This window comes from Nonomuraea sp. NPDC048881, from assembly GCF_040649795.1.
Classification (GTDB): Bacteria; Actinomycetota; Actinomycetes; order Streptosporangiales; family Streptosporangiaceae; genus Nonomuraea.
Genome location: NZ_JBEZGC010000019.1, coordinates 129,824 through 153,949, shown reverse-complemented (window position 1 = coordinate 153,949; position 24,126 = coordinate 129,824). Strand labels below are relative to the sequence as shown.

The 24,126-nt window shown below is 74.5% G+C and carries 20 protein-coding genes; 9 read left to right on the top strand and 11 right to left on the bottom strand.

The genetic code is table 11. The features are described from left to right. Positions 1–74 precede the first annotated feature (74 nt). Positions 75–2,252: an MMPL family transporter gene (locus tag AB0C33_RS42080; protein WP_358298595.1), complete on the top strand. Its 2,178-nt coding sequence runs from the start codon at positions 75–77 to the stop codon at positions 2,250–2,252. A 16-nt stretch (positions 2,253–2,268) separates the two neighbouring features. Here the strand turns inward: AB0C33_RS42080 and AB0C33_RS42075 are convergent, their stop codons facing one another. Genes AB0C33_RS42075 through AB0C33_RS42060 form a run of 4 tightly spaced genes read right to left on the bottom strand, consistent with a single transcriptional unit; the run spans position 2,269 to position 4,890 of the window. Continuing rightward, on the bottom strand, positions 2,269–2,580 hold the full coding sequence (locus AB0C33_RS42075) for a hypothetical protein (RefSeq protein ID WP_352319407.1): 312 nt from the start codon (positions 2,578–2,580) through the stop codon (positions 2,269–2,271). Positions 2,581–2,603: 23 nt separating this feature from the next. Further along, complete coding sequence (locus AB0C33_RS42070; RefSeq protein ID WP_358298593.1) at positions 2,604–3,269, bottom strand: metalloregulator ArsR/SmtB family transcription factor; 666 nt, start codon at positions 3,267–3,269, stop codon at positions 2,604–2,606. After that, positions 3,269–3,760, bottom strand: coding sequence for a cupin domain-containing protein (locus AB0C33_RS42065; RefSeq protein WP_358298591.1), 492 nt, complete (start codon positions 3,758–3,760; stop codon positions 3,269–3,271). The genes AB0C33_RS42070 and AB0C33_RS42065 overlap by 1 nt, the downstream gene beginning before the upstream one ends. Positions 3,761–3,801: 41 nt before the next feature. Then, positions 3,802–4,890, bottom strand: a complete 1,089-nt coding sequence (locus AB0C33_RS42060) for an alcohol dehydrogenase catalytic domain-containing protein (protein ID WP_358298589.1) — start codon at positions 4,888–4,890, stop codon at positions 3,802–3,804. A 129-nt stretch (positions 4,891–5,019) separates the two neighbouring features. On the opposite strand from AB0C33_RS42060, the gene AB0C33_RS42055 reads away from it, so the two are divergent. The 3 genes from AB0C33_RS42055 to AB0C33_RS42045 are packed head-to-tail and all read left to right on the top strand — an operon-like array spanning position 5,020 to position 9,701. Further along, positions 5,020–6,252, top strand: coding sequence for an ABC transporter substrate-binding protein (locus AB0C33_RS42055; protein WP_358298587.1), 1,233 nt, complete (start codon positions 5,020–5,022; stop codon positions 6,250–6,252). Continuing rightward, positions 6,249–8,960, top strand: a complete 2,712-nt coding sequence (locus AB0C33_RS42050) for an ATP-binding cassette domain-containing protein (RefSeq protein WP_358298585.1) — start codon at positions 6,249–6,251, stop codon at positions 8,958–8,960. The genes AB0C33_RS42055 and AB0C33_RS42050 overlap by 4 nt, the downstream gene beginning before the upstream one ends. Next, complete coding sequence (locus AB0C33_RS42045; RefSeq protein ID WP_358298583.1) at positions 8,961–9,701, top strand: ABC transporter ATP-binding protein; 741 nt, start codon at positions 8,961–8,963, stop codon at positions 9,699–9,701. Here AB0C33_RS42045 and AB0C33_RS42040 read toward each other — a convergent pair. Next, positions 9,693–10,421, bottom strand: coding sequence for a dienelactone hydrolase family protein (locus tag AB0C33_RS42040; protein WP_358298581.1), 729 nt, complete (start codon positions 10,419–10,421; stop codon positions 9,693–9,695). The two genes, AB0C33_RS42045 and AB0C33_RS42040, sit on opposite strands and share 9 nt — an antisense overlap. Before the next feature lie 45 nt (positions 10,422–10,466). After that, on the bottom strand, positions 10,467–11,360 hold the full coding sequence (locus AB0C33_RS42035) for a LysR family transcriptional regulator (RefSeq protein WP_358298579.1): 894 nt from the start codon (positions 11,358–11,360) through the stop codon (positions 10,467–10,469). Between the two features lie 73 nt (positions 11,361–11,433). Here AB0C33_RS42035 and AB0C33_RS42030 point away from each other — a divergent pair, with 73 nt between their 5' ends. Next, the gene (locus AB0C33_RS42030; RefSeq protein ID WP_358298577.1) at positions 11,434–12,090 is read left to right on the top strand and encodes a type 1 glutamine amidotransferase domain-containing protein; all 657 of its coding nucleotides are present in this window, start codon (positions 11,434–11,436) and stop codon (positions 12,088–12,090) included. Positions 12,091–12,268: 178 nt separating this feature from the next. Further along, positions 12,269–13,234, top strand: a complete 966-nt coding sequence (locus AB0C33_RS42025; protein ID WP_358298575.1) for an alpha/beta hydrolase — start codon at positions 12,269–12,271, stop codon at positions 13,232–13,234. Here AB0C33_RS42025 and AB0C33_RS42020 read toward each other — a convergent pair. Next, positions 13,212–14,393, bottom strand: a complete 1,182-nt coding sequence (locus tag AB0C33_RS42020) for a helix-turn-helix domain-containing protein (RefSeq protein ID WP_358298573.1) — start codon at positions 14,391–14,393, stop codon at positions 13,212–13,214. The two genes, AB0C33_RS42025 and AB0C33_RS42020, sit on opposite strands and share 23 nt — an antisense overlap. Before the next feature lie 66 nt (positions 14,394–14,459). On the opposite strand from AB0C33_RS42020, the gene AB0C33_RS42015 reads away from it, so the two are divergent. Genes AB0C33_RS42015 through AB0C33_RS42005 form a run of 3 tightly spaced genes read left to right on the top strand, consistent with a single transcriptional unit; the run spans position 14,460 to position 17,375 of the window. Beyond that, on the top strand, positions 14,460–15,560 hold the full coding sequence (locus AB0C33_RS42015; protein ID WP_358298571.1) for an acyl-CoA dehydrogenase family protein: 1,101 nt from the start codon (positions 14,460–14,462) through the stop codon (positions 15,558–15,560). Positions 15,561–15,579: 19 nt separating this feature from the next. Next, on the top strand, positions 15,580–16,566 hold the full coding sequence (locus AB0C33_RS42010) for an acyl-CoA dehydrogenase family protein (RefSeq protein ID WP_358298569.1): 987 nt from the start codon (positions 15,580–15,582) through the stop codon (positions 16,564–16,566). After that, on the top strand, positions 16,563–17,375 hold the full coding sequence (locus tag AB0C33_RS42005; protein WP_358298568.1) for a TIGR03619 family F420-dependent LLM class oxidoreductase: 813 nt from the start codon (positions 16,563–16,565) through the stop codon (positions 17,373–17,375). The genes AB0C33_RS42010 and AB0C33_RS42005 overlap by 4 nt, the downstream gene beginning before the upstream one ends. 67 nt (positions 17,376–17,442) lie before the next feature. Here the strand turns inward: AB0C33_RS42005 and AB0C33_RS42000 are convergent, their stop codons facing one another. From AB0C33_RS42000 to AB0C33_RS41985, 4 genes are all read right to left on the bottom strand, one after another. Then, on the bottom strand, positions 17,443–19,482 hold the full coding sequence (locus AB0C33_RS42000) for a CHAP domain-containing protein (protein ID WP_358298566.1): 2,040 nt from the start codon (positions 19,480–19,482) through the stop codon (positions 17,443–17,445). Positions 19,483–19,749: 267 nt separating this feature from the next. Further along, positions 19,750–20,499 carry a glucose 1-dehydrogenase gene (locus tag AB0C33_RS41995; RefSeq protein WP_358298564.1) on the bottom strand — a complete coding sequence of 250 codons (750 nt, stop codon included), beginning with the start codon at positions 20,497–20,499 and terminating at the stop codon, positions 19,750–19,752. After that, entirely contained in the window at positions 20,486–22,489 is a 2,004-nt protein-coding gene (locus AB0C33_RS41990) for an acetate--CoA ligase family protein (RefSeq protein WP_358298695.1), read from the bottom strand. The genes AB0C33_RS41995 and AB0C33_RS41990 overlap by 14 nt, the downstream gene beginning before the upstream one ends. A gap of 119 nt (positions 22,490–22,608) precedes the next feature. Continuing rightward, entirely contained in the window at positions 22,609–24,123 is a 1,515-nt protein-coding gene (locus tag AB0C33_RS41985; RefSeq protein WP_358298562.1) for a class I adenylate-forming enzyme family protein, read from the bottom strand. Positions 24,124–24,126 lie beyond the last annotated feature (3 nt).

The window sequence follows — 24,126 nt, the reverse complement described above, 5'->3', positions numbered from 1 at the left end:
CGTCGGGCAGGGGCGAGACGATGACGCGGTTTCTTGGTCGGCTGGGTGGCTGGTGCGCGCGGCACGGGCGGATCGTGCTGGCTTTATGGGTGGTCCTGGCCGCGGGCCTGATGGGGGCGAGCCTCGCGCTCGGCAGCCCGGTCAGCAACGACGCCTCCATCCCGGGCACCGACGCGCAGCGCGCGCACGACCTGATGAAGGAGGGCTTCGGCCCCGGCTACGCCGCCGGCGGAACCGTGCAACTCCTCCTGTACTCCGCGGACGGGAAGCTCACCGACGAACCGCATAAGCAGGCCGTCGAGCGCTCGGTGGCCGCGATGCGCACGATGCCGCACGTCGTCCAGGTGGACACGCCCTACCGGATGGGTGGCATCGCCTCGAACCTGCAGATCGGCGTGATCACCGTCAAGATGCAGGGCAACGACCCCGACAAGGTGGGCGAGGACACCCAGGCCCTGTCCGACGCCGCGGCCCCGGCCAGGGACGCCGGGCTGGAAGTGGTGCCCGCCGCCGACTCCAACCCGGCGAGCAAGGAGATCAAGACCGGGCCGAGCGAGATCATCGGCGTGGTCTGCGCGCTGCTCGTGCTGGTCTTCGCGTTCGGGACGCTGGTCGCCGCGATGGTGCCGATCTTCGCCGCGCTGGTCAGCGTCGCGACCGGGCTCGGTGTGATCGGCCTGCTCGGCTACGTCGTGGACATGCCCAAGCAGGCCGGGATCATGTCCACGATGATCGGGCTCGGCGTCGGCATCGACTACGCGCTGTTCCTGCTGTCGCGCCACCGCAAGCTGCTGGCCGACGGCGTGCCGGTCGTGGAGTCCGTACGCCGGACGGTTTCCAGCTCGGGCGGGGCCGTCGTGTTCGCCGGTGGCACGGTGATCATCGCGTTGAGCGCGCTGATGCTGGCCGGGTTCCCGCTGCTGAGCACGCTCGGCTGGGTGACCGGCATCTCCGTCGTCTTCGCCGTGCTGACCTCGGTCACCCTCGTGCCCGCCCTGCTCGGGCTGCTCGGCCACCGCGTCAACGCGCTCAAGGTGCCGCTGGTGCGCGGGCGGTCGTCCACCCGGGGCGGGGGCGCGGGCTGGGCCGGGCTCGGCGCGTGGGTGGCGCGCCGGCCGTGGCGGGTGCTGATCGGCAGCGTCCTCGTGCTCGGCGCGCTGGCCGCGCCCGCGCTCGCGCTGCAGCTGGGGCCCCTGGACGAGGGGTACGCGGCCAAGGACTCGGCCGGGCGGCGCGCGTACGAGCTGATGGCCACGGCCTTCGGGCCCGGCAGCAACGGCCCGCTGATCGTGGTCGCCGAGCTGCCGGAGAAGGTCTCCGGCGCCGGGGACGCCACCGTGAAGCGGCTCGCCGACGAGGTCGCCCGCGTCGACGGGGTCGCCCACGTGTCGGACCCGAAGGTCAACGCCTCCGGCCGCTCGGCCCTGCTCCAGACGATCAGCGACTACGCGCCGAGCGACCCGAAGGCCGCCGAGGTCGTCAGGGAGGTCAGGGCCATCTCGATCCCGGGCGTCCAGGTGCACGTCGGCGGCAAGGTGGCCGGGCTGACCGACGCCGGGGACCGCATGAACGAGCGCACCCCGCTGGTCATCGGCGTGGTCGTGCTGCTCAGCGCGCTGCTCCTGCTGTTCGCCTTCCGCGCGCCCGTCGTCGCGGTCAAGGCCGCCGTGATGAACCTGGTGTCGCTGGGCGCCGCGTTCGGCGCGCTCGCGCTGGTGTTCTCGATCGGCCTCGGCAGCGGCCTGGTCGGCATGGACGCCCCGATGGACTCCTCCTACCTCCAGACGCTGTTCTTCTCCGTGCCGATCGAGAGCTACGTGCCGCTGATGCTGTTCGCGGTGCTGTTCGGCCTGTCGATGGACTACGAGGTGTTCCTGCTGACGGCGGTGCGCCAGGCCCACGCCCGGCACGGCGACAACAGCCGGGCGGTGGCCGAGGGCCTCGGCTCGACCGGCCGGGTCATCACCTCGGCGGCCCTGATCATGGTGGCGGTGTTCGTGGCGTTCATCGCCTACCCGGACGCGATGGTCAAGACGTTCGGCGTCGGGCTGGCCGTGGCCATCGCGGTGGACGCGACCGTCATCCGCGGCTTCCTCGTGCCGGCCACGATGGTGCTGCTCGGCCGGGCGAACTGGTGGTGCCCGCGCTGGCTGGACCGGCTGCTGCCGAACCTGTCGGTCGAGGGCCACGAGGAGGACGAGCCGGAGCCGCGCCGCGAGCGCGCGCAGGAGCCGGTGGGCGCCGGGCGCTGATCCCGCCGGTGACCGGTCAGTCGGGGTCGTCGAGGTGGCAGGCCGGCACCCACCCGACGACGCCGGTGGCCGCGTCGGTGCCGTGGTGCCACAGGGTGCTGTCGAAGGCGTCGTCGCAGCGGAACAGCTCGTGCTCCTCCGACCGGTCGGAGTCGAAGCCGTCGCCGGGACGGCCCACGCCGAGCTGGGCCGCGCCGCCCTTCGGCTCGCTCCAGATGACCACCTCGCGGCTGCGGAAGTCGTAGCGGTAGCGGGCCTGCGCGGGGCCGGCGCCGCCCACGGTCACGACCGCGAGCAGACCGGCCGCGACGGCTCCTCTGGCGAGCATGCGGACCTCCTCACTGTGGGCGATTACCCGCTCACAGTACGCTCCCGCACGACCTCGTGCCCGGCACGCCGCCAGCCGATCAGGCCGCCGTCCAGCGGGCGGGCGTCGAGACCGCGCTCGCGCAGCAGGCGTGCGGCCTGCGGGGAGAGCACGCAGTACGGCCCGCCGCAGTAGGCCACGACCCGGGCGTCCGCCGGCAGCTCCGCCAGGTGGCCCGCCAGGTCGTCCAGGGGCACCGAGATCGCGCCCGGCACGTGCCCCTTGGCGTAGGCGGCGGCCGGTCGGACGTCGACGACCACCGTGTCGGGATCGGCCAGCCTGGCGGCCAGCTCGTCGGCCGTGACGCCGGACAGGTCGCCCAGGTGCTCCCGCACCGCCTCGCGCAGGCCGGACAGCCGGTCGTGGGCGAAACGCTGGAGGTCGCCCAGGAAGCGCGAGACCTGCTCGTCGGCCAGCCGGTAGCGGATCCGCGTGCCGTCCCGACGGCTGGTCACCAGGTGGGCCGCGTGCAGGTGCTGGAGCTGGGCCGAGGTGTTCTTGACCGGCACGCCCGCCGCCCGCGCCAGCTCCTCGACCGTGCGCTCGCCCTGGTCGAGCACGTCGAGCAGGCGCAGCCGCACCGGGCTGGCCAGCGCCTTGCCGACGCGGGCCAGGTGCCGGTAGACGGGCTCTTCGGGGAAATCCGCCATCAGACCGCGTACTGGTCGTGGCGCAGCCAGAGTTCGGTCCACTCCTCGGGGGTGAGCTCGCGGCCGCTGTGGGTGATCTCGGCCAGCTCCTCGAAGTACGCCTCGCGCGGCGCGCCCGGCGTGAAGAGCACCAGCATCGAGGCCGGCTCGCCGGAGGCGTTGCGGAAGGCGTGCACGCCGCCCTCGGGCACGTGCAGGAAGTCGCCGGGGCGGCCGTCGGCCCACTTGTCGCCGTCGTAGAGCTGGACGGTTCCGGTCAGCACGTAGAACGACTCGGTGATGGTGCGGTGGAAGTGCGGGGACGCGCCGCCGGGACGCGGGCCCATCTCCCAGCGGTAAAGGCCGTAGGCGCCGTTCGTCGAGCCGCCCGTGCCCAGGTAGTGGACGCGGGTGCCGGTCGCCATCGACAGGTCGGGGCCGTTGTCCGCCGGGCGCAGGGTGGCGCTGATCTCGCCGGTCTCGCCGAGGTAGCGCTGCTGGGGGTACGACATGGGGCAACCTCCACTATTCCAAAGAAAATGAGAATAGCGCCTCAGAACGTGATGACCGTGCGGGCGACCGTCCCCTGGCGGACGTGGGCGACGGCCTCGTTGATCTGGTCGAGGGGGAGGCGTTCGGTGATCAGGCCGTCGAGGTCGAGGCGGCCGCGGAGGTACTGGGCGGCCAGCATGGGCAGGTCGCGGTGCGGCGCGGCGTCGCCGCCCTGGGTGCCCATGAGGCGGCGCGAGGAGAACAGCAGGCCGGTGTCCAGCGCCATGGGGTGGCCCTGGGGCGGGCTGCCGACCATGACCGTGGTCCCGCCCGGCTGGGTGGCGGCGAAGGCGTCCGCCAGCACGCCGGGGACGCCGGTCGCGTCGAAGGCGTAGTCGACGCCCCCGCGGACCAGCGCGCTCACCTGGCGGGGCAGGTCGCCGGCGGTGAGCAGGTGGGTGGCCCCGAAGCGCTCGGCCAGCTTGAGCTTCCCCTCGGCCACGTCCGCGGCGATGATCGTGGTGGCGCCGGCGAGCACCGCGCCCTGGATGACGTTGAGCCCCACGCCGCCGCAGCCCACCACCAGGACCGAGGCGCCCGGCGGCACCTCGGCCACGTTCAGGACGGCGCCCACGCCGGTGACCACGCCGCAGGCCAGCAGGCACATGGCGGCGAAGGACGCGTCCTTGGCGATCTTGACGCACATGGCCTCGGCGACCACCGCGTACTCGGCGAACGAGCCGATGCCGATGAAGCGGCGGGTCTCCCGGCCGTCGAGGGTGACCCTGGGCGGGCCGCCCATGATGGTCGGCAGCCGCTGCGGGCCCGAGCACAGGTGGAAGCGGCCGGAGCCGCAGTGGCGGCAGCGCCCGCAGGGGCCGCTCATGGCGATGATGACGTGGTCGTCCGGCCTGACGGAGGTGACGCCCGCGCCGACGCTCTCCACCACGCCCGCGCTCTCGTGCCCCAGGATGAACGGCGGCGTGCCCACCACCGGGCTCTTGCCGTCGATGGCCTTGAGGTCGGAGCCGCACACGCCCGAGGCCCTGATCCGGACGCGCACCTCGCCGGGGCCGGGGTCGTCGATCTCGACGTCGCGGATCTCCATGGGGGCGTGGAACCCGGTCAGCACGGCCGCGCGCATCAGCATGGGCCCACGCTAGCCCGGTGCGCCGTCTGCGAGCAAGCGGTTGCTCGGTATGCCGTTGACACCCTCTTCCGGCAAATCTACGCTCAGCGAAACCAAGCGAGCGCTAGGCCGAGTCGCGAGGAGAACAACATGGTACGGCGGGGCGCGGCGGCGCTCACCCTGACGCTGCTCGTCGCCGGCTGCGCGGCTCAGCAGACCGGCGCGGCCCAGTCGGGCGCGGGAGTGACGGACACCACGATCAAGATCGGCGGCGTGCTGACCAAGACCAGCGCGAGCGGCTACTCGACCAGGGACGCCGAGATCGGGGCGAAGGCCAGGTTCGCCCGCGCCAACGCCGAGGGCGGCGTGCACGGCCGGAAGATCGACTTCATCGGCGCCGAGGACGACGCCCAGGACGCGGCCAAGGGCGACGCGGCGGCCAAGAAACTCGTCCAGAAGGACCAGGTGTTCGCCCTGGTCCCGGTGCACGCCCCGAACTTCGGCGGCGCGGCCTTCCTCGAACAGCAGGGCGTCCCCTGGTTCGGCTGGGCCACCGGGCCGCAGTGGTGCGGCACCAGGACCGGGTTCGGCTACAACGGCTGTCTGGCCCCCAAACAGGGCGCCGGCTCCCAGACGTGGTGGGGCAGGCAGATGGCCGACCTGCTCGGCGGCGCCGCCGGCAAGAGCGTCTACGTGCAGACCAGCGACTCCAGCGGCAGCAAGTACGGCGGCACGACCATCTCCCAGTCGTTCACCGCGGCCGGGTTCGAGCTGGCCGGCGTGAACTCCGGCCTGCCGGCCGCCGCCCCGCCGCCCGACTGGCTCCCGTACGTCAACAAGATCATGACCTCGGACGGCGGCAAGGCCCCCGACGTCGTCGTCTCGGTGATCGCCGGCACCAAGTTCAACGTCGGGCTCTACGCGGCGCTCAAACGGGCCGGGTACAAGGGCGTGCTCACCGACGCCACCAGCTACGACCTGGCCATCCTCAAGGACCCGGCCGGCGCGCAGGCGCTCGACGGCGTGATCGCCGCGCCCATGTTCGAGCCGTTCGAGTCGCCGGCGCCCGAGATCGCCCAGCTCAAGAAGGACGTCGAGCAGGTCGCCCCCGGCACCGCGCTCACCCAGCACCTGGCGATCGGCTACTGGGCCGCCGACATCTTCCTCGACGTCCTCAAGCGCACCGGCAAGGACCTGACCAGGGAGAAGTTCCTGGCCACCGCCAACGGCGACTACGTCTACGAGAACCCCGGGTTCGGCCGCATCCGCTACCCGCGCGACCACAGCGAGCCGAACGGCTGCGGCGCCCTGGTCAAACTGGAGGGCGGGGCCTTCCAGGTGGCCAGGAGGATGGCCTGCTTCGACAACGTGCCGCTGAAATGATCCTCCAGTACGTGCTCAGCGGCCTGGTCACCGGGGCCGTCTTCGCGATCATGGGCTCCGGCCTGACCCTGTCCTACGCGGCGACCGGGGTGTTCAACTTCGCCCACGGCGCCGTCGGCTTCCTGGCCGCCCTGGTGTTCTACGAGCTCACCGCCGCCGCCGGGCTGCCCGCCTGGCTGTCGGCGGTGGTGGCGGCCGGGCTGTTCGCGCCCGCGCTCGGCTACCTGCTGCACCGGGCCATGTTCCGCGGGCTCGCCCAGGCGGGGGAGACCGCGCAGATCGTCGCCACCATCGGGCTCACGATCGCGCTGCCCGCGCTCGGCCTGCTGGCCGTGGAGCTGGCCGGGTTGCCCGCCACGGACGCCACCTCGCTGCCGCGCGGCGTCGGCCCCCATCCGGCTGTGTCGTTCGACCCGCTCGGCGTGCGGCTGGACACCGACCAGTTCCTCACCTTCGCCTTCTCGGCCGTCGCGGCGGCGGGGTTGTGGGCGTTCCTGCGGCACACGCCGTACGGGCTGCGCATGCGCGCCTCCGTGGACCGCCGCCGCCTGGCCACGCTCCGGGGCATCGACGCCGACGCCACCTCGGCGCTGGCCTGGATGCTCGGGTCGGGGCTCGCCGGGCTGGCCGGGGTGCTGGCGGCGCCGGTGCTCGGGCTGGACGCGACGGCGTACACGGTGCTGCTGTTCGCCTCGGCGACGGCGGCGGTGTTCGGGCGGCTGCGCTCGATCCCCTGGACGTTCGCCGCCGGGCTCGCGCTCGGCGTCGTGCAGAACCTGGTCGCCGGGTACACCGACTTCCTGGAGGAGGTCACCGGGCTGCGCACGGCCGTGCCGGTGATCCTGCTGTTCGCCGGGCTGCTGCTGCTGAACCGGTCGCGGGAGCGGGTGGCGGGCAGCGCCGCCGAGGACGTCCCGCCGCCCGACCACCTGGCCGGGGTGCCGGCCTGGCGCAGGCGGCTGCCGTGGGCGGCGGGCCTGGCCGCGCTGGCGGTCTTCGCCCTGCTCGGGCCGGAGTACTACGTGGGCGTCGCGGCCCAGGGGCTGGTGCTGGCGCTGATCTTCTGCTCGTCTGTGGTGGTGACCGGGATCGGCGGCATGGTGAACCTGGCGCAGGCCGCCTTCGCCGCCATGGCGGCGCTGACCTGCGGGTGGGCGTTCGCCTCCGGGCTGCCGTTCGTCGTGGCGATCCTGCTCGGGGTGGCCGCCGCGGGGGCCGTCGGGCTGGTCGTGGCGCTGCCCGCGCTGCGGCTGGGCGGACGGGTGCTGACGCTGGCCACGCTGGCCCTGGCGCTGCTGGCCGACCAGGTGCTGTTCCAGGTGGACGCCTTCAGCAACGGGACCATCGGATGGGCGCTGCCGGCGCTCGGGCTCGGCTTCGCCGACACGTCCGACCCGCGGGTACGGGTGGCCGTGCTGCTGGCGCTGATCGGGCTGGTGGCGCTGCTGGTGCGCAACCTGGAGCGGTCGGCGTCGGGGCGGGCCGTCCTCGCCGTGCGGTCGGCGCCCGCGGCGGCCGTCACCTCCGGGCTGTCCGCGCCGCGGGCCAAGATCGTGCTGTTCGTGCTGGCGTCGGCGATCGCCGGGCTCGGCGGGGTGCTGTTCGCGATCTCCAAGGGGTCGGTCACGGCCACCGACCTGCCGGCGTTCGCCGGGTTCGTCTGGCTGGCGGTGGTGGTGCTGCAGGGCGTGCGCAGGATCGGCGGGGCGGTGCTCGGGGGGCTGGTCGCGGTGGCCGTGCCCGAACTGCTGGCGACCTGGGACGTGTCCGCGCACGTCGGGTCGATCCTGTTCGGCGCGGGCGGCATGGTCCTGGCCCGGCATCCGGACGGCGTGCTCACCCAGCTCGCCGAGGCCCGCCATCGCCGCCGCGCCCGTCGCCTTCCCGCCGCTCCTTCCGGCGCTTTTCCCACCGCTTCTTCCGCCGCTTCTTCCGCCGCTTCTTCCGGCACGCCTTCCGCGCCTCCGGCCGAGGTGGTCGCCGGGGTCGTGGCCCGGCGGGCCGCGGCCGGGGGCGGCGGGTCCGGCGGGCCGCTGTTCGTGCTGGAGGACGTCGTGGCGGGCTACGCCGACTGCACCGTGCTGCACGGGGTGCGGCTGGAGGTGCGGCCCGGCGAGGTGGTGGCGCTGCTCGGCGCGAACGGCGCGGGCAAGTCCACCGCGTGCGCCGTCGCCGCCGGGGACCTGCCGGTGACCGGCGGCCGGATCCTGCTCGACGGCGTGGACGTCACCGCCTGGCCGGCGCACCGGCGGGCGCGCGCCGGCGTCCTGCTGGCCCCCGAAGGGCGGGGCGTCTTCCCCGGGCTCACCGTGGAGGAGAACCTGCGCACCTGGCTGGACGATCCGGAGCCGGTCTACCGGCGCCTGCCGCAGCTCGCGGCCCGCCGTACGGTGGCCGCGGGCGCGCTGTCGGGCGGCGAGCAGCAGCTCCTCACGCTGGCCCCGGCCCTGGTGCGCCCGCCGCGGGTGCTGATCGCCGACGAGCCCTTGCTCGGCCTGGCCCCCCTCGTGGTGCGGCAGGTGTTCGACGTCTTCGCCGAGTTGCGCGACCGGGGCGTGGCGCTGCTGCTGGTCGAGGAGAAGGCGACCGAGGCGCTGGCCGTCGCCGACCGGGTCGCGTTCATGCGGCTGGGCGCCGTCACCTGGACGGGCCCCCGCTCGGAGGTGGAAGGCGACCGGCTGACCGCCGCCTACCTGGGGGTGAGGTGAATGCTGGCGGTGCAGGGCGTGTCCGTGGCCTTCGGCGGCGTCAGGGCGCTGGACGGCGTCTCGTTCGAGACCGGGCCCGGCCAGGTCTGCGGGGTCATCGGGCCGAACGGCGCGGGCAAGACCACGCTGTTCGACGTGGTGTCCGGGCTGCGCAGGCCGGTCGCGGGCCGGGTCACGCTGGACGGGCGCGACCTGACCGGCGTGTCCGCGCTCCGGCGGGCCAGGGCCGGCGTGCGCAGGACGTTCCAGCGCACGCAGGTGTTCGGCCGGCTCACCGTGGCCCAGAACGTGCTGGCCGCGCTCGACTGGCACGGCGGTGGCGGCGGACTGGCCGCCGACCTGGCCGGGTGGCCGGGCCGGCGGCGGATCGAGCGCGAGCGCGGCGCGCGCGTGGCCGAGGTGCTCGACCTGTGCGGGCTAACCCCGCTGCGCGACGCGTACGCCGCCGCGCTGCCGGTCGGGCAGCGCCGGATGGTCGAGCTGGCCCGCGCCCTCGCGGACCGTCCGCGGCTCCTGCTGCTGGACGAGCCCACCTCCGGCCTGGACGCCGCCCAGACCGCTCGGCTCGGCGAGGTCGTCAGGTCTCTGGACACCACCGTGCTGCTGGTCGAGCACGACATGGGCTTCGTCATGGAGATCTGCGACCGGATCGTCGTCCTGGACCTGGGCAGGGTCATCGCGTCCGGGACGCCGGCGCGGGTCAGGGACGATCCGGTGGTGCGGGCCGCGTACCTAGGCTGAGTGCCGTTCGGTGAAGGACAGGATGCGGCGCCAGGCGTCCTGGCAGATGTCCTCCCACTCCTTGAACGAGCGGTCGAAGAAGGAGTGGGGCGCGCCCTCGTAGACGTGGGTCTCGTGCTCGGTGCCCACCCGGTCCAGCGCCGCGGTGTAGGCGTCGAACTCTTCCGGGCTCGACACCTTGTCGGCGCCGCCCCTGAGCAGCAGCAGCGGCGCGCCGGGGCCGGTCGTCGGCTCGTCGATGAAGCGCAGCGCGCCGTAGAAGCCGATGCTCCCGGCCAGGCCGTTGCCCTCCGCGCCCTGACGCCACGACAGGGCGCCGCCCATGCAGAAGCCGACCGTGAACACCGGGCCGCCGGCGGCCAGCTCGGCGGTCGCGGCCGCCGCGTCGGCCTGCACCTGGTCGAGCTTGAGCTGGTCGACGTGCGGCATGTAGTCGAAGTCGTCGCCCCGGTCGTCGGTCCCGGCGGTGCGGCCGAAGTAGTCGATCGCGATCGTGCGGAACCCGGCCTCGGCGAAGCGCACCGCGAGGTCGCGGTAGAACGGGTGCAGGCCGCGCACGTCCGGCATGATCACCACGCCGCGGCCGTTCGGCTCGGCCGGGTCGGCCCGGTAGGCCATGAAGCGGGTGCCGTCGGCTGAGGTCAGGGTGATCTGCTCGTGCGCCGCCACCTCGCCCCGGATCGGCGGGGCGGGCGGCCGGCTGTCGGTGGAATGACACATGTGCCCAGCATGCCCAAGGTGATCGCCCGTCATCCCCCTTCGTCCTCAGTACGGCGGCGCCGCCCGGAACGCCGCCAGCAGGTGGGCCCGCACCCGCCCCACGGCCGGCCTGGCCGGCGCCCCCGACCGTACGGCCAGGTAGCCGGTGTTGATCGGCGGTTCCGCCGGCTCGGCCAGCACGACCAGCGTGCCCTCGGCCAGGTCGCGCCGGCACAGGTACGCGGGCAGGACGGAGACGCCCATGCCCGCCCGCACCGCGCTCAGCACGCCGCGCAGGTCCGGGATGACGACCTGCGCGGCCATCGACGGCCGCCGCCCGAAGACGGCCCGCCAGTAGCGGCGCACGATGGGCAGCTCCTCGGCGTAGGCCACCACGGGCACCGCGGCCAGCTCCTTGGGCCCGACCCGGCCGGGCGGCAGCGCGCGGGCCACGGACGGCGCCGCCACCAGGACGAACTCCTCGTCGTAGACGGGGTCGGCCTGGATGCCGCGCACCCGGGGCCGGATCGTGGACAGCACCAGGTCGAGCCGTCCGGCCGCGAGGTCGGCCAGCAGGTCGTCGGCCAGGCCGAGGGTGGTGCGCAGGCGCAGCCCGTCGCGGACGAGCGGGGCGAGCATCGGCATGACCTCCTCGCACAGGAACTCGGCCGGGCCGCCCAGGTGCACGGCCTCGTCCGAGGGCAGCTCCGAGCCGGCCACCTCCTCCAGCGCGTCGAGGGCGGGGGCCACCCTGCGGGCCAGCTCGTCGGCGGCGGGGGTGGGCGCGACGCCGCGCGGCAGCCGGTCGAACAGCGGCCGGTCGAGCGTCGCCTCCAGCGTCTTGACCTGGGCGGTCACCGCGGGTTGCGAGAGGCCGAGCGTCTGCGCGGCAGCGGTGATGGAGCCGGTCCTGTGGACGGCGAGGAAGGTCCGCAGCAGGTCCAGCGAGAGAGACGACACATCACTATTCTGATGCCAGGACTGATATTTCGCTATTTGTAGCTGATGGACTTTCCCGGCCATGCTCGAAGGCATGAGCAAGCGCATCCTGATCGTGTTGACCAGCCACGACGACCTCGGCGGCGTGGAGCGTACCGGATACTACGTCCCCGAGGCGGCCCATCCCTGGCAGATCTTCACCAAGGCCGGCTTCGAGGTGGACGTCGCCAGCATCGCCGGCGGCCGCCCGCCGCGCGACGGCCACGACCCGGACGACCCGGCGCAGGCCGCCTTCCTCGCCACCGGCCTGGACGAGGACACCGCCCCCCTCTCCGGCGTGGACGCCTCGGCCTACGACGCCGTCCTGTACGCCGGCGGCCACGGCACCATGTGGGACTTCCCCGCCGACCCCGACGTGGCCCGCGTCGGCCGCGAGGTCTACGAGCGCGGCGGCGTGGTCGCGGCGGTCTGCCACGGCCCGGCCGCGCTGGTCGGCCTGACCCTGTCCGACGGCTCCCACCTGGTGGACGGCCGGCGGGTGGCCGCCTTCACCAACAGCGAGGAGACCGCGCGGGGCGTGGCGGGGGTGGTGCCGTTCCTGCTGGCCGACGCGCTGACCGAGCACGGCGCCCGGCACGAGCCCGCCCCCGACTGGCAGCCGCAGGTCGTCGTGGACGGCCGGCTGGTCACCGGCCAGAACCCGGCCAGCGCCGCGCCCCTGGCCGAACAGGTCGTCACCCTGCTGAGCTGACCCCGGCCGACCCCCGCTGACTCCGGCTGACCCCCGCTGACCCCGGCCGACCCCGGCCGAGGTCGCCGGACGGCGGGCGGGGCGCGCGCAACGGCAGCCGGATGGCGGTTGCCGCGCCGTCGCGCGAAATCCGACCATCGAGGGGTACGGCAAGCCCCCTCCGTGGAAGGAAGTCCTCATGGCGTTCCACCCCAACCTCGATCCCGACCTGCGTGCCGCCCTGGAGAACGCGCCCTTCCCGGCGTTCGACGTGACGGCGCTCGACGCGGAGGAGCTGGCCGGGCACCGGGCCCAGATCCACGCGATGCTGGCCGCGATGCCGCCCGCCGAGACCGAGGTGCGGATCGAGGACCGCCGCGTCCCCGGCCCCGACGGCGAACCGGACATCCGGGTCCGCGTCTACCGCCCCGCGCAGGACGGCGCCGGCCGGCCCGGCCTCTACTGGATCCACGGCGGCGGCATGATCGTCGGCATGCCCGAGGTGGACGAGGCCTCGATGATCGAGTACGTCGAGCGGCTCGGCGTCGTCGTGGTCTCCGTGGACTACCGTCTCGCGCCCGAGCACCCGCACCCCGCGCCGGTCGAGGACTGCTACGCGGGGCTGGTGTGGACCGCCAAGAACGCCGAGGAGCTGGGCATCGACCCCGCCCGGCTGGCCGTCGGCGGGGCCAGCGCGGGTGGGGGGCTGGCCGCCGGGACCGTGCTGCTCGCCCGCGACCGGGGCGGGCCCGAGGTGGTCCTCCAGCTGCTGATCTGCCCGATGCTCGACGACCGCAACACCACCCCGTCGAGCCTGGAGTTCACCGAGGCCGTGGTCTGGGACCGGGCCGCGAACCTCTACGGCTGGTCCGCCCTGCTCGGCGACCGGGCGGGCGGCCCGGACGTCCCGCCGTACGCGGCGCCGGCGCGGGCCGAGGACCTGTCGGGGCTGCCGCCCGCGTTCGTCGACGTGGGCGAGCTGGAGGTGTTCAGGGACGAGGACATCGACTACGCCCAGCGGCTCGCGCGGGCCGGGGTGTCCACCGAGTTCCACCTCTACCCGGGGGCGTTCCACGGGTTCGACGTCATGGTGCCCGACACCCCGCTGAGCAGGCGGGCGCGGGAGACCCGGCTGGCCGCGCTCAGGCGGGCGTACCGCCTGTAGCGGTGGTGGCGTCGTCGTCGGTGGCGGCGTTCGCGGTGGTGGCGTCGGCCGTGGTGGCGTTCGCGGTGGTGGCGTCGGCCGTGGTGGCGTTCGCGGTGGTGGCGTTCGCGAGGAGGCGCAGCAGGGCCAGGGCGAGGTGGGCGCGCAGGCGTCCGGCCGGGTCGGCGAGGGAGAAGCCCAGCGCCGACTCCGCCCGGGCGATGCGGGCCGCCATCGAGCTGTGGTGCAGGTGCACCCCGGTGGCGGCGGCGCGGACCGATCCGGCCGAGCACAGCGCGCGCACCGCGAGCAGGTGGTCCTCGCTCAGCCGCGCCATCGCCCGCACGTCGGCCAGCTCCGCGACGGCCGGGCGGGGCAGGTCGGCGAACAGCGCGAGCGCGCCGAGATCGGTCCAGCGCACCACCCGGTCGTGCGGGCCGGTGAAGCGCAGCGCCGTACGGGCCTTGGCCCACGACTCGGCCGCGTGCGCCCCGGGCAGCTCGGGGCCGATGCCCACGCGGGCGCCCTCGGGCAGCCCGCCCTCGACGGTGGTGGCCACCAGCGCGGCCTGGGTGTCGCCGATCCTGGCCGTACGCACGCGGTGCCCCATCGCCCGCAACCCGGCCGCAAGCGGGTCGCCGGGGAGGGCGAAGGCCAGGGCCTGGAGCGGGGTGGATGGCGCGAAGCCGAGCAGGCGCAGCGCCCGTGCGCGTTCCGCCTCGCCGGTCTCGGCCGACAGCACCAGCTCGACCAGCGCCGGGTCGCGGCCCTCGCGGGCCTGCGCGGCGGCGCGTTCCAGGGTCAGCTCGGCGGCGGCGGCGAACCGTTCGAGCACGATGTCGTCGAGGCCGTGCGGGGCGCCCTCGCGTTCCATCCACACGCTGCCCAGGCCGCCGCTCAGCTCCCTCGCCCGCGCCCCCTCCTGGGGCCCTTCCCCGGCCCGCTTCCCCGCGCCTGGCGTCCGCGCGTCGGCGGCCCGGCCGTCCGGGTCCGTCCGGAGGCGCCGGCCGGCGGTGGCGTCGTGCAGGCCGACCGGACATCGCGCCAGCCGCGCGGTCGCCGCGAGCAGCACCGGCACGGTGACGTGGTCGCGCACCAGCGAGTCGAAGTAGGCGATGACCCGCACCGCGCTCTCGGCGTCGGTGTCGAGCGTGGAAAGCCGGAGCAGAAGACCCTGCACGACGTCCAGACTAGGCCGACGGACGGCGGCCTGGCCAGTAGACCAAGCGTGCGCTAGTTTGGTTTCGTGGATCTCGACTTCTCCCCGGCCGAGCTGGACTTCCGCGCCGAGGTTCGCGACTGGCTGGCCGCCCACGTGCCCGAACGGCTCCCGCCGATGGACACCGGCGAAGGCTTCCTGGCCCACCGTGCCTGGGAGGCGCTGCTGGCCGGCGAGCGGCTGTCGGTCGTCTCCTGGCCGCGCGAGTACGGCGGCCGCGCCGCGTCCCTGATCGAGTGGCTGATCTTCGAGGAGGAGTACTGGGCCGCCGGCGCCCCCGCCCGGGTCAGCCAGAACGGCATCTTCCTCCTGGCCCCCAGCCTCATGCGCTTCGGCACCCCCGAGCAGCGGCGACGCTGGCTGCCCCGGATGGCGACGGCCGAGGACGTGTGGGCGCAGGCCTGGTCCGAGCCCGAGGCCGGCAGCGACCTCGCCGCGCTCACCGCCCGCGCCGAACGCGCCGACGGCGGCTGGCTCCTGTACGGGCACAAGACCTGGAGCTCCCGGGCCGCCCACGCCTCCCACGGCTTCGGCCTCTTCCGCACCTCCGGCGCGCGGCACAAGGGCCTGACGTACTTCCTGTTCCCCCTGGACGACGTCGCCGTCCGGCCGATCGCGCAGCTCGACGGCCTGCCCGGGTTCGCCGAGCTGCACTTCGACGGGGTCTTCGCGCCCGACTCCATGGTGCTCGGCGAGCCCGGCGACGGCTGGCGGATCGCGATGTCCACCACCTCCTCCGAACGCGGCCTGACCCTGCGCAGCCCCGGCCGCTTCCTCGCCACCGCCGACCGCCTCCTCGACCTGGCCCTGGACGCCGACCCCGCCCTCGCAGACCGGGCCGCGCGCTGCTGGACGGCGGCCGAGGCGTACCGGCTGCACACCTTCGCCACCGCCCGCCGGATCATGGCCGGGGCCGAGATCGGGGCGGCGGCCAGCATGGGCAAGGTCTTCTGGTCGGAGCTGGACCTGCGCATGCACGAGCTGGCCATGGACCTGCTCGGCGACCGCGCCGGCGGGACGGCCTGGCTGGACGGCTTCCTGTTCTCGCTGGCCGGGCCCATCTACGCGGGCACCAACGAGATCCAGCGCAACATCATCGCCGAGCGTGTCCTGGGCCTGCCCCGATGACCCCTCTGGAGTCGCCCTCATGCACTTCGCCTTCACCGACGAGCAACTCGCCCTGGGGGCGACCGTCCGCGACGTGCTGCGGGCGCACTGCCCACCCGGCGCGCTGCGGACCGAACGCCGTCCCGCCTGGGACCGGCTGGCCGAGCTGGGGTTCTTCGGGCTGCTGCTGCCGCCGGAGCTCGACGGGCTCGGGCTCGGGCTGACCGACGTGCTGCCCGCGGTCGAGGAGACCGGGCGGGCCTGCCTGCCGGGGCCGGTGGTCGAGACGGCGGTGGCGGCGGCGTTCCTGACGCCCTTCCTGGCGCCCGAGGCGGCCAGGCTGGCCTCGGGCGGGGTGTGCGTGGGGGTGCTGCTGCCGGGGGAGGCGTACATGGCCGACGCCGATCTCGCCGACGTGCTGGTCGTGGCGCGTACGGGGGAGGGGGTGCGGGTGCTGGCGCGGCACGAGGCGCGGCTCACCGCCGTGCCGGGGGTGGATCCGTGCCGGCCGTTGTTCGATGTCGCCTTCGAAGCGTCCGGACGTGCTGATCCCGGCGCGGACCGGGTGGCGCTCGCGGCGCGGGCCGTCGCGGTGGCGACCGCCGCCCAGCTGATCGGGGTCGCGCGGGAGCTGCTCGCGGTCTCGGTGTCGTACGCGGCGGTCAGGAGGCAGTTCGGCGCGGCGATCGGGTCCTTCCAGGCCGTCCGGCACCGGCTCGCCGACGTGGCGGTCGCCGTCGAGTTCGCCGCGCCGCTGGTGCACCGCGCGGCGCTGTCCGTCGACCGGGACGCGCCCACGGCCGGACGGGACGCCGGCGCCGCCAAGGCCGCGGCGGGCGAGGCGGCGACGCTGGCCGCCCGCGTCGCCCTGCAGACCCACGGCGCGATCGGCTACACCGAGGAGCTGGACCTGCGGTTCTGGCTCGCGCGGGCCTGGTCCCTGTCGGCCGCGCACGGCACCGCCGCCGCCCACCGCGAACACGTCCGCGCCTGCCTGGGCACCCGCGACCTGCGGAGGTACCCGTGAAGTACGGCGTGCCGCTGGGCCTGCTGCACCCGGACGCCTGGAAGGACGTGGCCGTGGCCGCCGACGAGCTGGGGTTCGAGTCGGTGTGGCTGCCCGAGCACCTGGTGTTCGCCACCGACCTGTCGCTCGCCGTCTACCCGGGCGCCGAGGACCCCGGCATCAAGCCGACGACCCCGCTGTTCGACGCCCCGGCCTACCTGTGCTGGCTGGCCGGGCTCACCACCCGCGTCCGGCTCGGCACCGCCGTGCACCTGCTGGCGCTGCGCCACCCGTTCGTCTCGGCCCGCGCCTTCGCCACCCTGGACGTGGTGTCGGACGGACGGGCGATCTGCGGCGTGGGCGCGGGCTGGTACCGCGGGGAGTGGGCGGCGGCCGGGCTGCCCTTCGAGACCCGCGGCGCCCGGCTGGACGAGGTCATCGAGATCGTCCGGCGGCTCTGGACCGAACCCGTGGTCGCCCATTCCGGACGGTTCTATCGGTTCCCGGAGGTCGCCTTCGAGCCCAAGCCCGTGCAGGGGCGGCTGCCGGTGCTGGCCGGCGGGGAGTCGGCGGCGGCGCTGCGCCGGGCGTCCCGGCTGTGTGACGGGTGGATCAGCATGCCGCACACGATCGAGTCCATCAGGCCGCAGCTGGCGCGGCTGGGGGCGGGGGTGCCGGTCACGGCGCACGCGTACGCGCTGGGCTCTCCCGGGGAGGTGGCCGCCTGGGCGGAGCTGGGGGTGGAACGGCTGATCGTCCGGCCATGGACGCGCAGCCGGGACGCGGTCACCCGTCTGGCCGCCTTCGCCGCCGATTACGACGTGACCTGACCCCGCCGGGCCGCCGCTCACCCGGCCCTCCCCGCCGCTCGGTCGCTCGGTCACCGGCGGGGCGTCCTCAGGCGGGCTGACGTCCCCAGTCGGGGGTGCTGACGATCTCGCGGGTGGGGGTGCGGTGACGGCGGCCGCGCAGAGGGGCGTCCTGGACGAAGGCGTCGACGGTGCTCGTGCCGCCGGACTGCTGGCGCGGGCCTCGCGGGTGCTGCGAGACCGCGGTCCCGGCGGTTCCGGCGGTCGCGGCGGTTCCGGCGGTCGCGGCGCGACGGTGGCGGCGGCCGCGCGGGACGGAATCGGCGGTGAACTCGTCCATGAAGAACGGGTGCTCGGCGGCGTACGCGTCCAGGAGCGGCTCGCTGCGGCGGCGACGGCCCTGGTACGTCGCGCCGATCCCGGACGCCTGGGCGGCCCGCGGCGTCGTCCTCGTCCGGGCGGCCACCTCGGCGCCCGGTCGGGGGCCGGGGGAGAAGGCGCTGAACGTGCTCGTCGCCGGGGGCAGCGAGATCGGCACCATCGGGCCGGTGTCGAACATGGGCTCGAAGGGCGCCGTGTCGGGGGCGGGCCGGAACGAGGCGCTGTCCAGCCGCCGCGGCGGGGCCATGCGGTCGGTGAACGGCTCGAACGCGTCCACACCGGCCGCGACCTCGGCGCCGCCCGCGGGGCCGAAGTCGGGGACGGGGGCGGCGAACTCGAAAGTACGGTTCCGACCGGCCTCGAAAGAGCCCGCGCCAAGCCCGGAGCGGCCCCCCTGACCGATCTCGGGAGAGACGGCCGCCAACTCGAAGCCGCCTTCCCGACCGGTCTCGGGTGAGGCGGCCGCGCGTTCGAAGCCCGTGCCGGAAGGGGCAGTGGTGAGTTCGAAGGGGTCGGCGGGCTCGGCGGTGGTCCGCAGCGAGGAGGGGCGGGTGTGCTCGTGGCGCGTCTCCGCGGGACGGCGGCGACGCCGGTGGCGGGAGGGGGCGGCGTGGGTGCCGCGCCTGGAAGGCGCCCCGGGAAGGGGCACGGCGACGGGCACGGGAACAGGCAGAGCGACGGGCACGGCGATACCGGCAGTGACGCCCGTGGTGACGCCCGTCGTGACGCCTTCCCTCGCGGAGAGGGGCGCGGCGGCGCGTACGCGGGCGGCCTTCGCCGAGGCGGTCGCCGGGCGGAGGCGGCTCTGGCGGGTCTTCGCCAGGGCGACGAGCGCCAGCGCGGCGATCAGCGCGGACCCGACCAGCGACGGTGAGCCGATCGCCGGCATCGAGCCGGTCGAGGAGGCGTCCACGAGCGCGGGAAGGGGCTCGGCGGTGGCGGACGTGGTGTCGGCGGTCGTCGCCTTGGCGTGCTTGGACTTCTGTCCCGACTTCCCGGCCGCCGCCGTCGGCACGGGAGCCGCCCCCGTCGCCGGCGAGGCGGACGCGGACGGCGCGGCGGGGGACGCCGAAGGCGAGGACGCCGTGGTCCTGGCGGGCTTGTCGGACTTGGCCTTCGGGCGCGCGGCGAGCGGAGCCTCGGCGGCGCGCTCCTGCTCGACGTGCGGGATCAGGGAGCTGAGCGAGTCGGCGGGGAGCTGGAGCGTTCCCACGTCGGTGCCGGGCCTGGCGGGCGTCGCCGCCTGCTCGTCGGCCCGCTTCTGGGCCGCCTCCTCGTCGAGACGGGCCTTGACGCGCTCGGGGTAGCCGTAGCCGACGACCTTGCTGGTGTCGCGCTCCTTGCGCTTGGCGACGCCGCCGTCGATGTTGCCCTCGATGGTGAAGATCGTGTCGCCCTCGACCCGCGTGACGATGCCGACGTGGTCGATGTTGTCGATCTTGCCGGTGCCGCTCCAGTCGTAGAAGACGAGCGCGCCGGGCTTGGGCGTCTTCCCCCAGGCGCCCTGCGCCTTGAACCATTCGGCGTGCCGTACGGTCCAGGCGAACTGCCCGATCCACTCCTGGTAGCCGAGCTTGTGCGCGGCCCAGGAGAGGTACATGTCACACCAGGGTGCGGCGGAGTAGTCGGCGTCGAACTCGACGGTCTTGCCGTACCAGTCGCCGAACTTGGTGTACGCACCGGCCTTCTCGGCGTAGCCGAGCTGGCTCTCCAGCAGGTCGATGTACTTCTGCATCTCGGGCGTCATGGAAGTATGGGGGAACCTTCCGGTCAAGATCCGGATTTATCCACACATACTCGGGTACACGGGGGTAACCCGGGACATGTGTGGCAAAACCGGAAACCTGTAGTCTTCCGTGCGGTGCGAGGTTACCGCTTCGTGACCAAGGTCAAGCACGCCCCAAGAGAGGGTAAAGACATCACCGGGCGCATAACCGCAGCTCAAACAAGCTCTCGGACACGTCCAGGGTGGGTGATTTAACAGGAAAAGGCTCGCGTGTCGCGCCCAGCGGGCCTAGTAACCGGCTCCGGTGAGCAACCCTCCGTCCACCGTGAACTCGCTCCCCGTGCAGTAGCTGGCCCGGTCCGAGGCCAGGAACGCGACCACGTGCGAGACCTCCACCGGCTTCGCGAACCGCTTGATGACCATGGACTTCACGAACGCCTCCGCGTCCACCTCGGCCATCAGGTCCGGGTTCACCGCCATAGCCGTGTTGATCGCCCCCGGATGCACCGAGTTCACCCGGATCCTGAACCGGGCCAGCTCCCGCGCGGCCGACTTGGTCAGCCCGCGCACCGCGAACTTCGAGGCCGCGTACGCCGACAACCCCTCCGCCCCGACGAACCCCTCGATCGAGGAGATGTTCACGACGGCGCCGCGCCCGGCCGCCTTCATGGGCTCGATCACCGACTTGACCCCCAGCCAGGTGCCCTTGAGGTTCACGTCGATCACCCGGTCGAAGTCCTCGGGCGCCATGTCCTGGATGCGGCCGTAGGTGAGGATGCCGGCGTTGTTCACCAGGACGTCGAGCCGGCCGTGCAGCTCCGTGGCCGTGCCGACGGCCCGCCGCCATTCGTCCGGGCTGCGCACGTCGTGCCGCACGTACGCGGCCCCGGTCTCGGCGGCCAGCGCCTTGCCCTCCTCCTCCAGCACGTCGCCGAAGACCACCCGCGCGCCCTCTTCGAGGAACAGGCGCACGTGCGACTCGCCCATGCCCCTGGCCCCGCCCGTGATCAGCGCGACCTTGCCGTCAAGCAGTCCCACGACTACCTCCTGCCGCGACGGCCGCCGCGGCCGCCTCCATGGAGCGGTAGACGGGGACGCCCGCCGCCGCCGCGATCCGCCGTACCTCGTCCTCCACGCCCGCGGGCGCGCACTCGCCGTTCCTGGTGACGAGTGTGATCCTGACCCGCGGCAGCGCCTCCTGCGCGCCGGCCAGCGCCCGCGCGTAGGCGTACAGGGGCTCGGCCGCGTCGCCGTAGGTGAAGAAGCTCTGCACGTTCACGTGGGCGACCACGTCCGCGTACGGCTCCCGCCGGACGATCGCCCCGATCACCTCCGGCACCAGCCCGGGACGCCCGCGCGGCCCCACCGGCACCTCCAGCGGGTTGCCCGCGGCGGCCAGGCCGAGCCCGTCGAGCACGCCGTCCGGCAGCGGGGCGAGCCGCACGCCGGCCCGGTCGAACGCGTCGGCCGCCAGCACGCCCGCGCCGCCGCTCGGCCCGATCACCAGCACCCGGTCGCCGTCCGTCACGCGGGAGCCGTGCGCCTGGAAGAAGGCCAGCACGCCGATCAGGTCGTCCTGGGAGGAGACCAGCGCCGTGCCGGTCTGGGCCGCGACCGCCGCCCACACCCGCAGGTCGCTCACCATGCCGCCGGTGTGCGAGAGCGCCGCCCGCTGTCCCTGCGAGCTGCGCCCGCCGACCAGCAGCGCCACCGGCAGCCTTGCCGCGCGTAGCGCCTCGTGCAGCTCCCGGCCGCCGCGCGGGTCCTCCAGGTAGAGCCCGACGGCTCGCGTCTCGGGGTCGCGGGCCAGCCAGGACAGCAGCTCGGCGGGGGTCACGTCGGCCGCGTTCCCCACGGTGACCACCCGGCTGAAGGCCAGCCCGCGCCGCTCCCCGACCTTGATCACCTCGCCCGCGAGGCCGCCGCTCTGCGAGATCAGCGCGACCGTCCCCGCCGGTCCGACGCCGCCGCCGACGAACGTCTGCCGGCCGCGCGGGCAGTACACGCCCATGCAGTTGGGGCCGAGCAGCCGGGTGCCCGCCGCGCGGGCGGCCCCGGCCAGGTCGCGTTCCAGGTCCGCGCGTCCGGCCTCGCCGAACCCGCCGCTCATCACCTGCACGTACGGGATGCCCGACGCCTGCCGCACGACCTCGGCGCACCGCTCGGCGGGCACCGCCACCAGCGCGTAGTCCACGTCGGCGGCGGCCAGCGACGGCACCGCGGGCACCCCCGCCACCTCGGCGGCCGACGGGTGCACGGCCACCAGCGGCACCCCGGCCGCCCGGTAGAAGTCGAGGAACATGTTCCCGAAGTTCGGCCTGCTCGCCGAGGCGCCGACGACGGCCACCGCGCGGGGCTCGAAGAGCGGCAGGAAGTCGGCCGGCTCGCGGGCGGCGGGCGGGCGCGGCCGGCCGGGCAGGTGGCGCGCGTCCACCGCGGTCACGCCGGTAGGGGTGGCGATGACCGGGTTCAGCTCGAACTCGCCTAGTTCCAGCCGTTCCCACAGGCCGCCGGGGCCGCCGACCGTCATGAGCAGCTTGACGACGGCGTCCACGTCCACGGGCGGGTGGCCGCGGTGGCCGCGCAGGAGGGCCGCGCCGCGCAGTTCGTCCAGCATGAGGCGCGCGTCCGGCTCGGAGATCGGGCAGAGGCGCAGCGCCGTGTCGCGCATCGCCTCCGTCCAGACGCCGCCCAGCCCGGTCAGCAGCACCGGGCCGAACCCCGGGTCGCCGACCAGCCCGACGATCAGCTCCACCCCGGCGGGCGCCTGCTCCTCGACCAGGAACCCCTCCACGTCGAGCCGGGAGCGCATCTCCGCGGCCGCCGCGGCGAGGCCGTCCGCCCGCAGGCCGAGCCGTACGGCCCCCGCCTCCGACTTGTGCACCAGCCCCGGGCCGAACGCCTTCAGCACCAGCGGCTCGGCCAGCTCCCCGGCCGCCGCGAAGTCCAGGTCGCGCACCACCACCCCACGCGGCACCGGCACCCCGGCCGCCGCGACCAGCTCCTTGACCTCATGCTCGCGGGGGATGCGGGGGGTGTCCCGGGTGTCGTGCTCGTGAGGGTCCCGGGTTTCGCGGTCGTGAGGGTCCCGGGTTTCGCGGTCGTGAGGGGCGCGGGGGAGGTCCCGGTTCCCGTGGTTCTGGGCGCTCACCCGAGCAGGTGCCCGTGCTGCTCGCGGATCCGGCGGCGCAGCAGCTTGCCGGGGCCGCCGGAGGCGTCCTGCGAGTGCGGCAGCTCGCCGGTCACCACGATGTGGTCGGGCCGCTGGTGCGGGGGCAGCGTGTCGGCCAGGGCGAGCGACAGCTTGGCGGCGTCCAGCGACTGCCCGGCGCGCGGCACGACCGCCAGCAGCACCCGCTGCTCGTCCGCCCCCTCGGGGACGCCCACCGCGCCGGCCTCCGCCACGCCGTCCAGCGCCGAGACGGCCTCCTCGATCGTGGCGGGCTGCGTCCACTGGCCGTGCTTGAGTATGGAGTCCTCGCGGCGGCCGAGGACGCGCAGCACGCCGTCGGCCGACAACGTCCCGAGGTCGCCGCCCACGTACCACTCGCCGCGCAGGACGCCGTGGTCGTCCGTGCCGTCGTAGCCCGCCATGCGGTGCGGCCCGGCCAGGTTGATCTCGCCGACCTCGCCGGTCACCGCGGCGCCGGACGGGCCGGTGATCCGTACGGCGTTGCCCGTGCGCGCCCGCCCGGACGACCCCAGCGGCGTCGAGCCGTCGTCCACGCGGCCCATGCACGTGTACGGCGCCTCGGTCTGCCCGTAGTAGGAGTAGACCCCGGCCCCGGGCAGCCTGGCCTTGATCCGGTCGAGCATGGTCGCGGTCAGCGGCTCGCCGCCCAGCATGATCACCTGGATCGACGACAGGTCCACCCCCTCGTGCTCGGACGTCCCCAGCAGCGCCGCGTAGAACGACGGGATCTGCGACACGTGGGTGACCCGTTCGCGCGGCACCACGCGCAGGAAGTTCGCCGGCCCCCAGTCCTGCTCCAGAACCAGGCGCATGCCCGCGTACAGGGCGGGGCCGACGATGGCGGGGAAGCCGATGCCCCAGATGATCGCGCCGGTGCCGAACACCGAGTCGGGGCCGCGCGGCACGTCCAGCCAGATCTGGGCGGTCGCCAGGGAGGAGGCGTGGGTGTGCACGACGGCCTTCGGCAGGCCGGTCGTACCGGAGGTGTAGTAGAGGGCCAGCGGGTCGTCGTGGAAGCCGCCCAGCGGCGGTTCCTCCTCCAGGCCGCCGGTCAGCTCACCGGCGTCGATCCAGGTGGTGACCTGCGGGAGGGCGTCCCTGATGCCGCCGACCAGGTCGGCGACCGTGGAGTCGTACACGAAGGCCGTGCAGCCGGAGGCGGCCACCACGGCCCGCAGCGTCTCGGCCGGCCAGTACGGGTTGAGCGCCGCCGTCACCGCGCCGATCTTGGCCTGGGCCAGGTAGACCTCGGCGACCAGCAGCGTCTCGTTGAGCAGCGCCGCCACCCGCTGCCCGGCGGTGATCCCGGCCGCCAGCAGCGCGTTCGCCCGGCGGTTGACGGCCCGGTTCAGCTCGTCGTAGGTGAAGCTGCGCTCGCCGCAGTACGTCAGCGCCACCCGGTCGGGCGTGCGCAGCGCTCCCGCGGTCAGGATCGCGTGGCCGTAGTTGCCGTAGGGTGATCGCGCCATGGG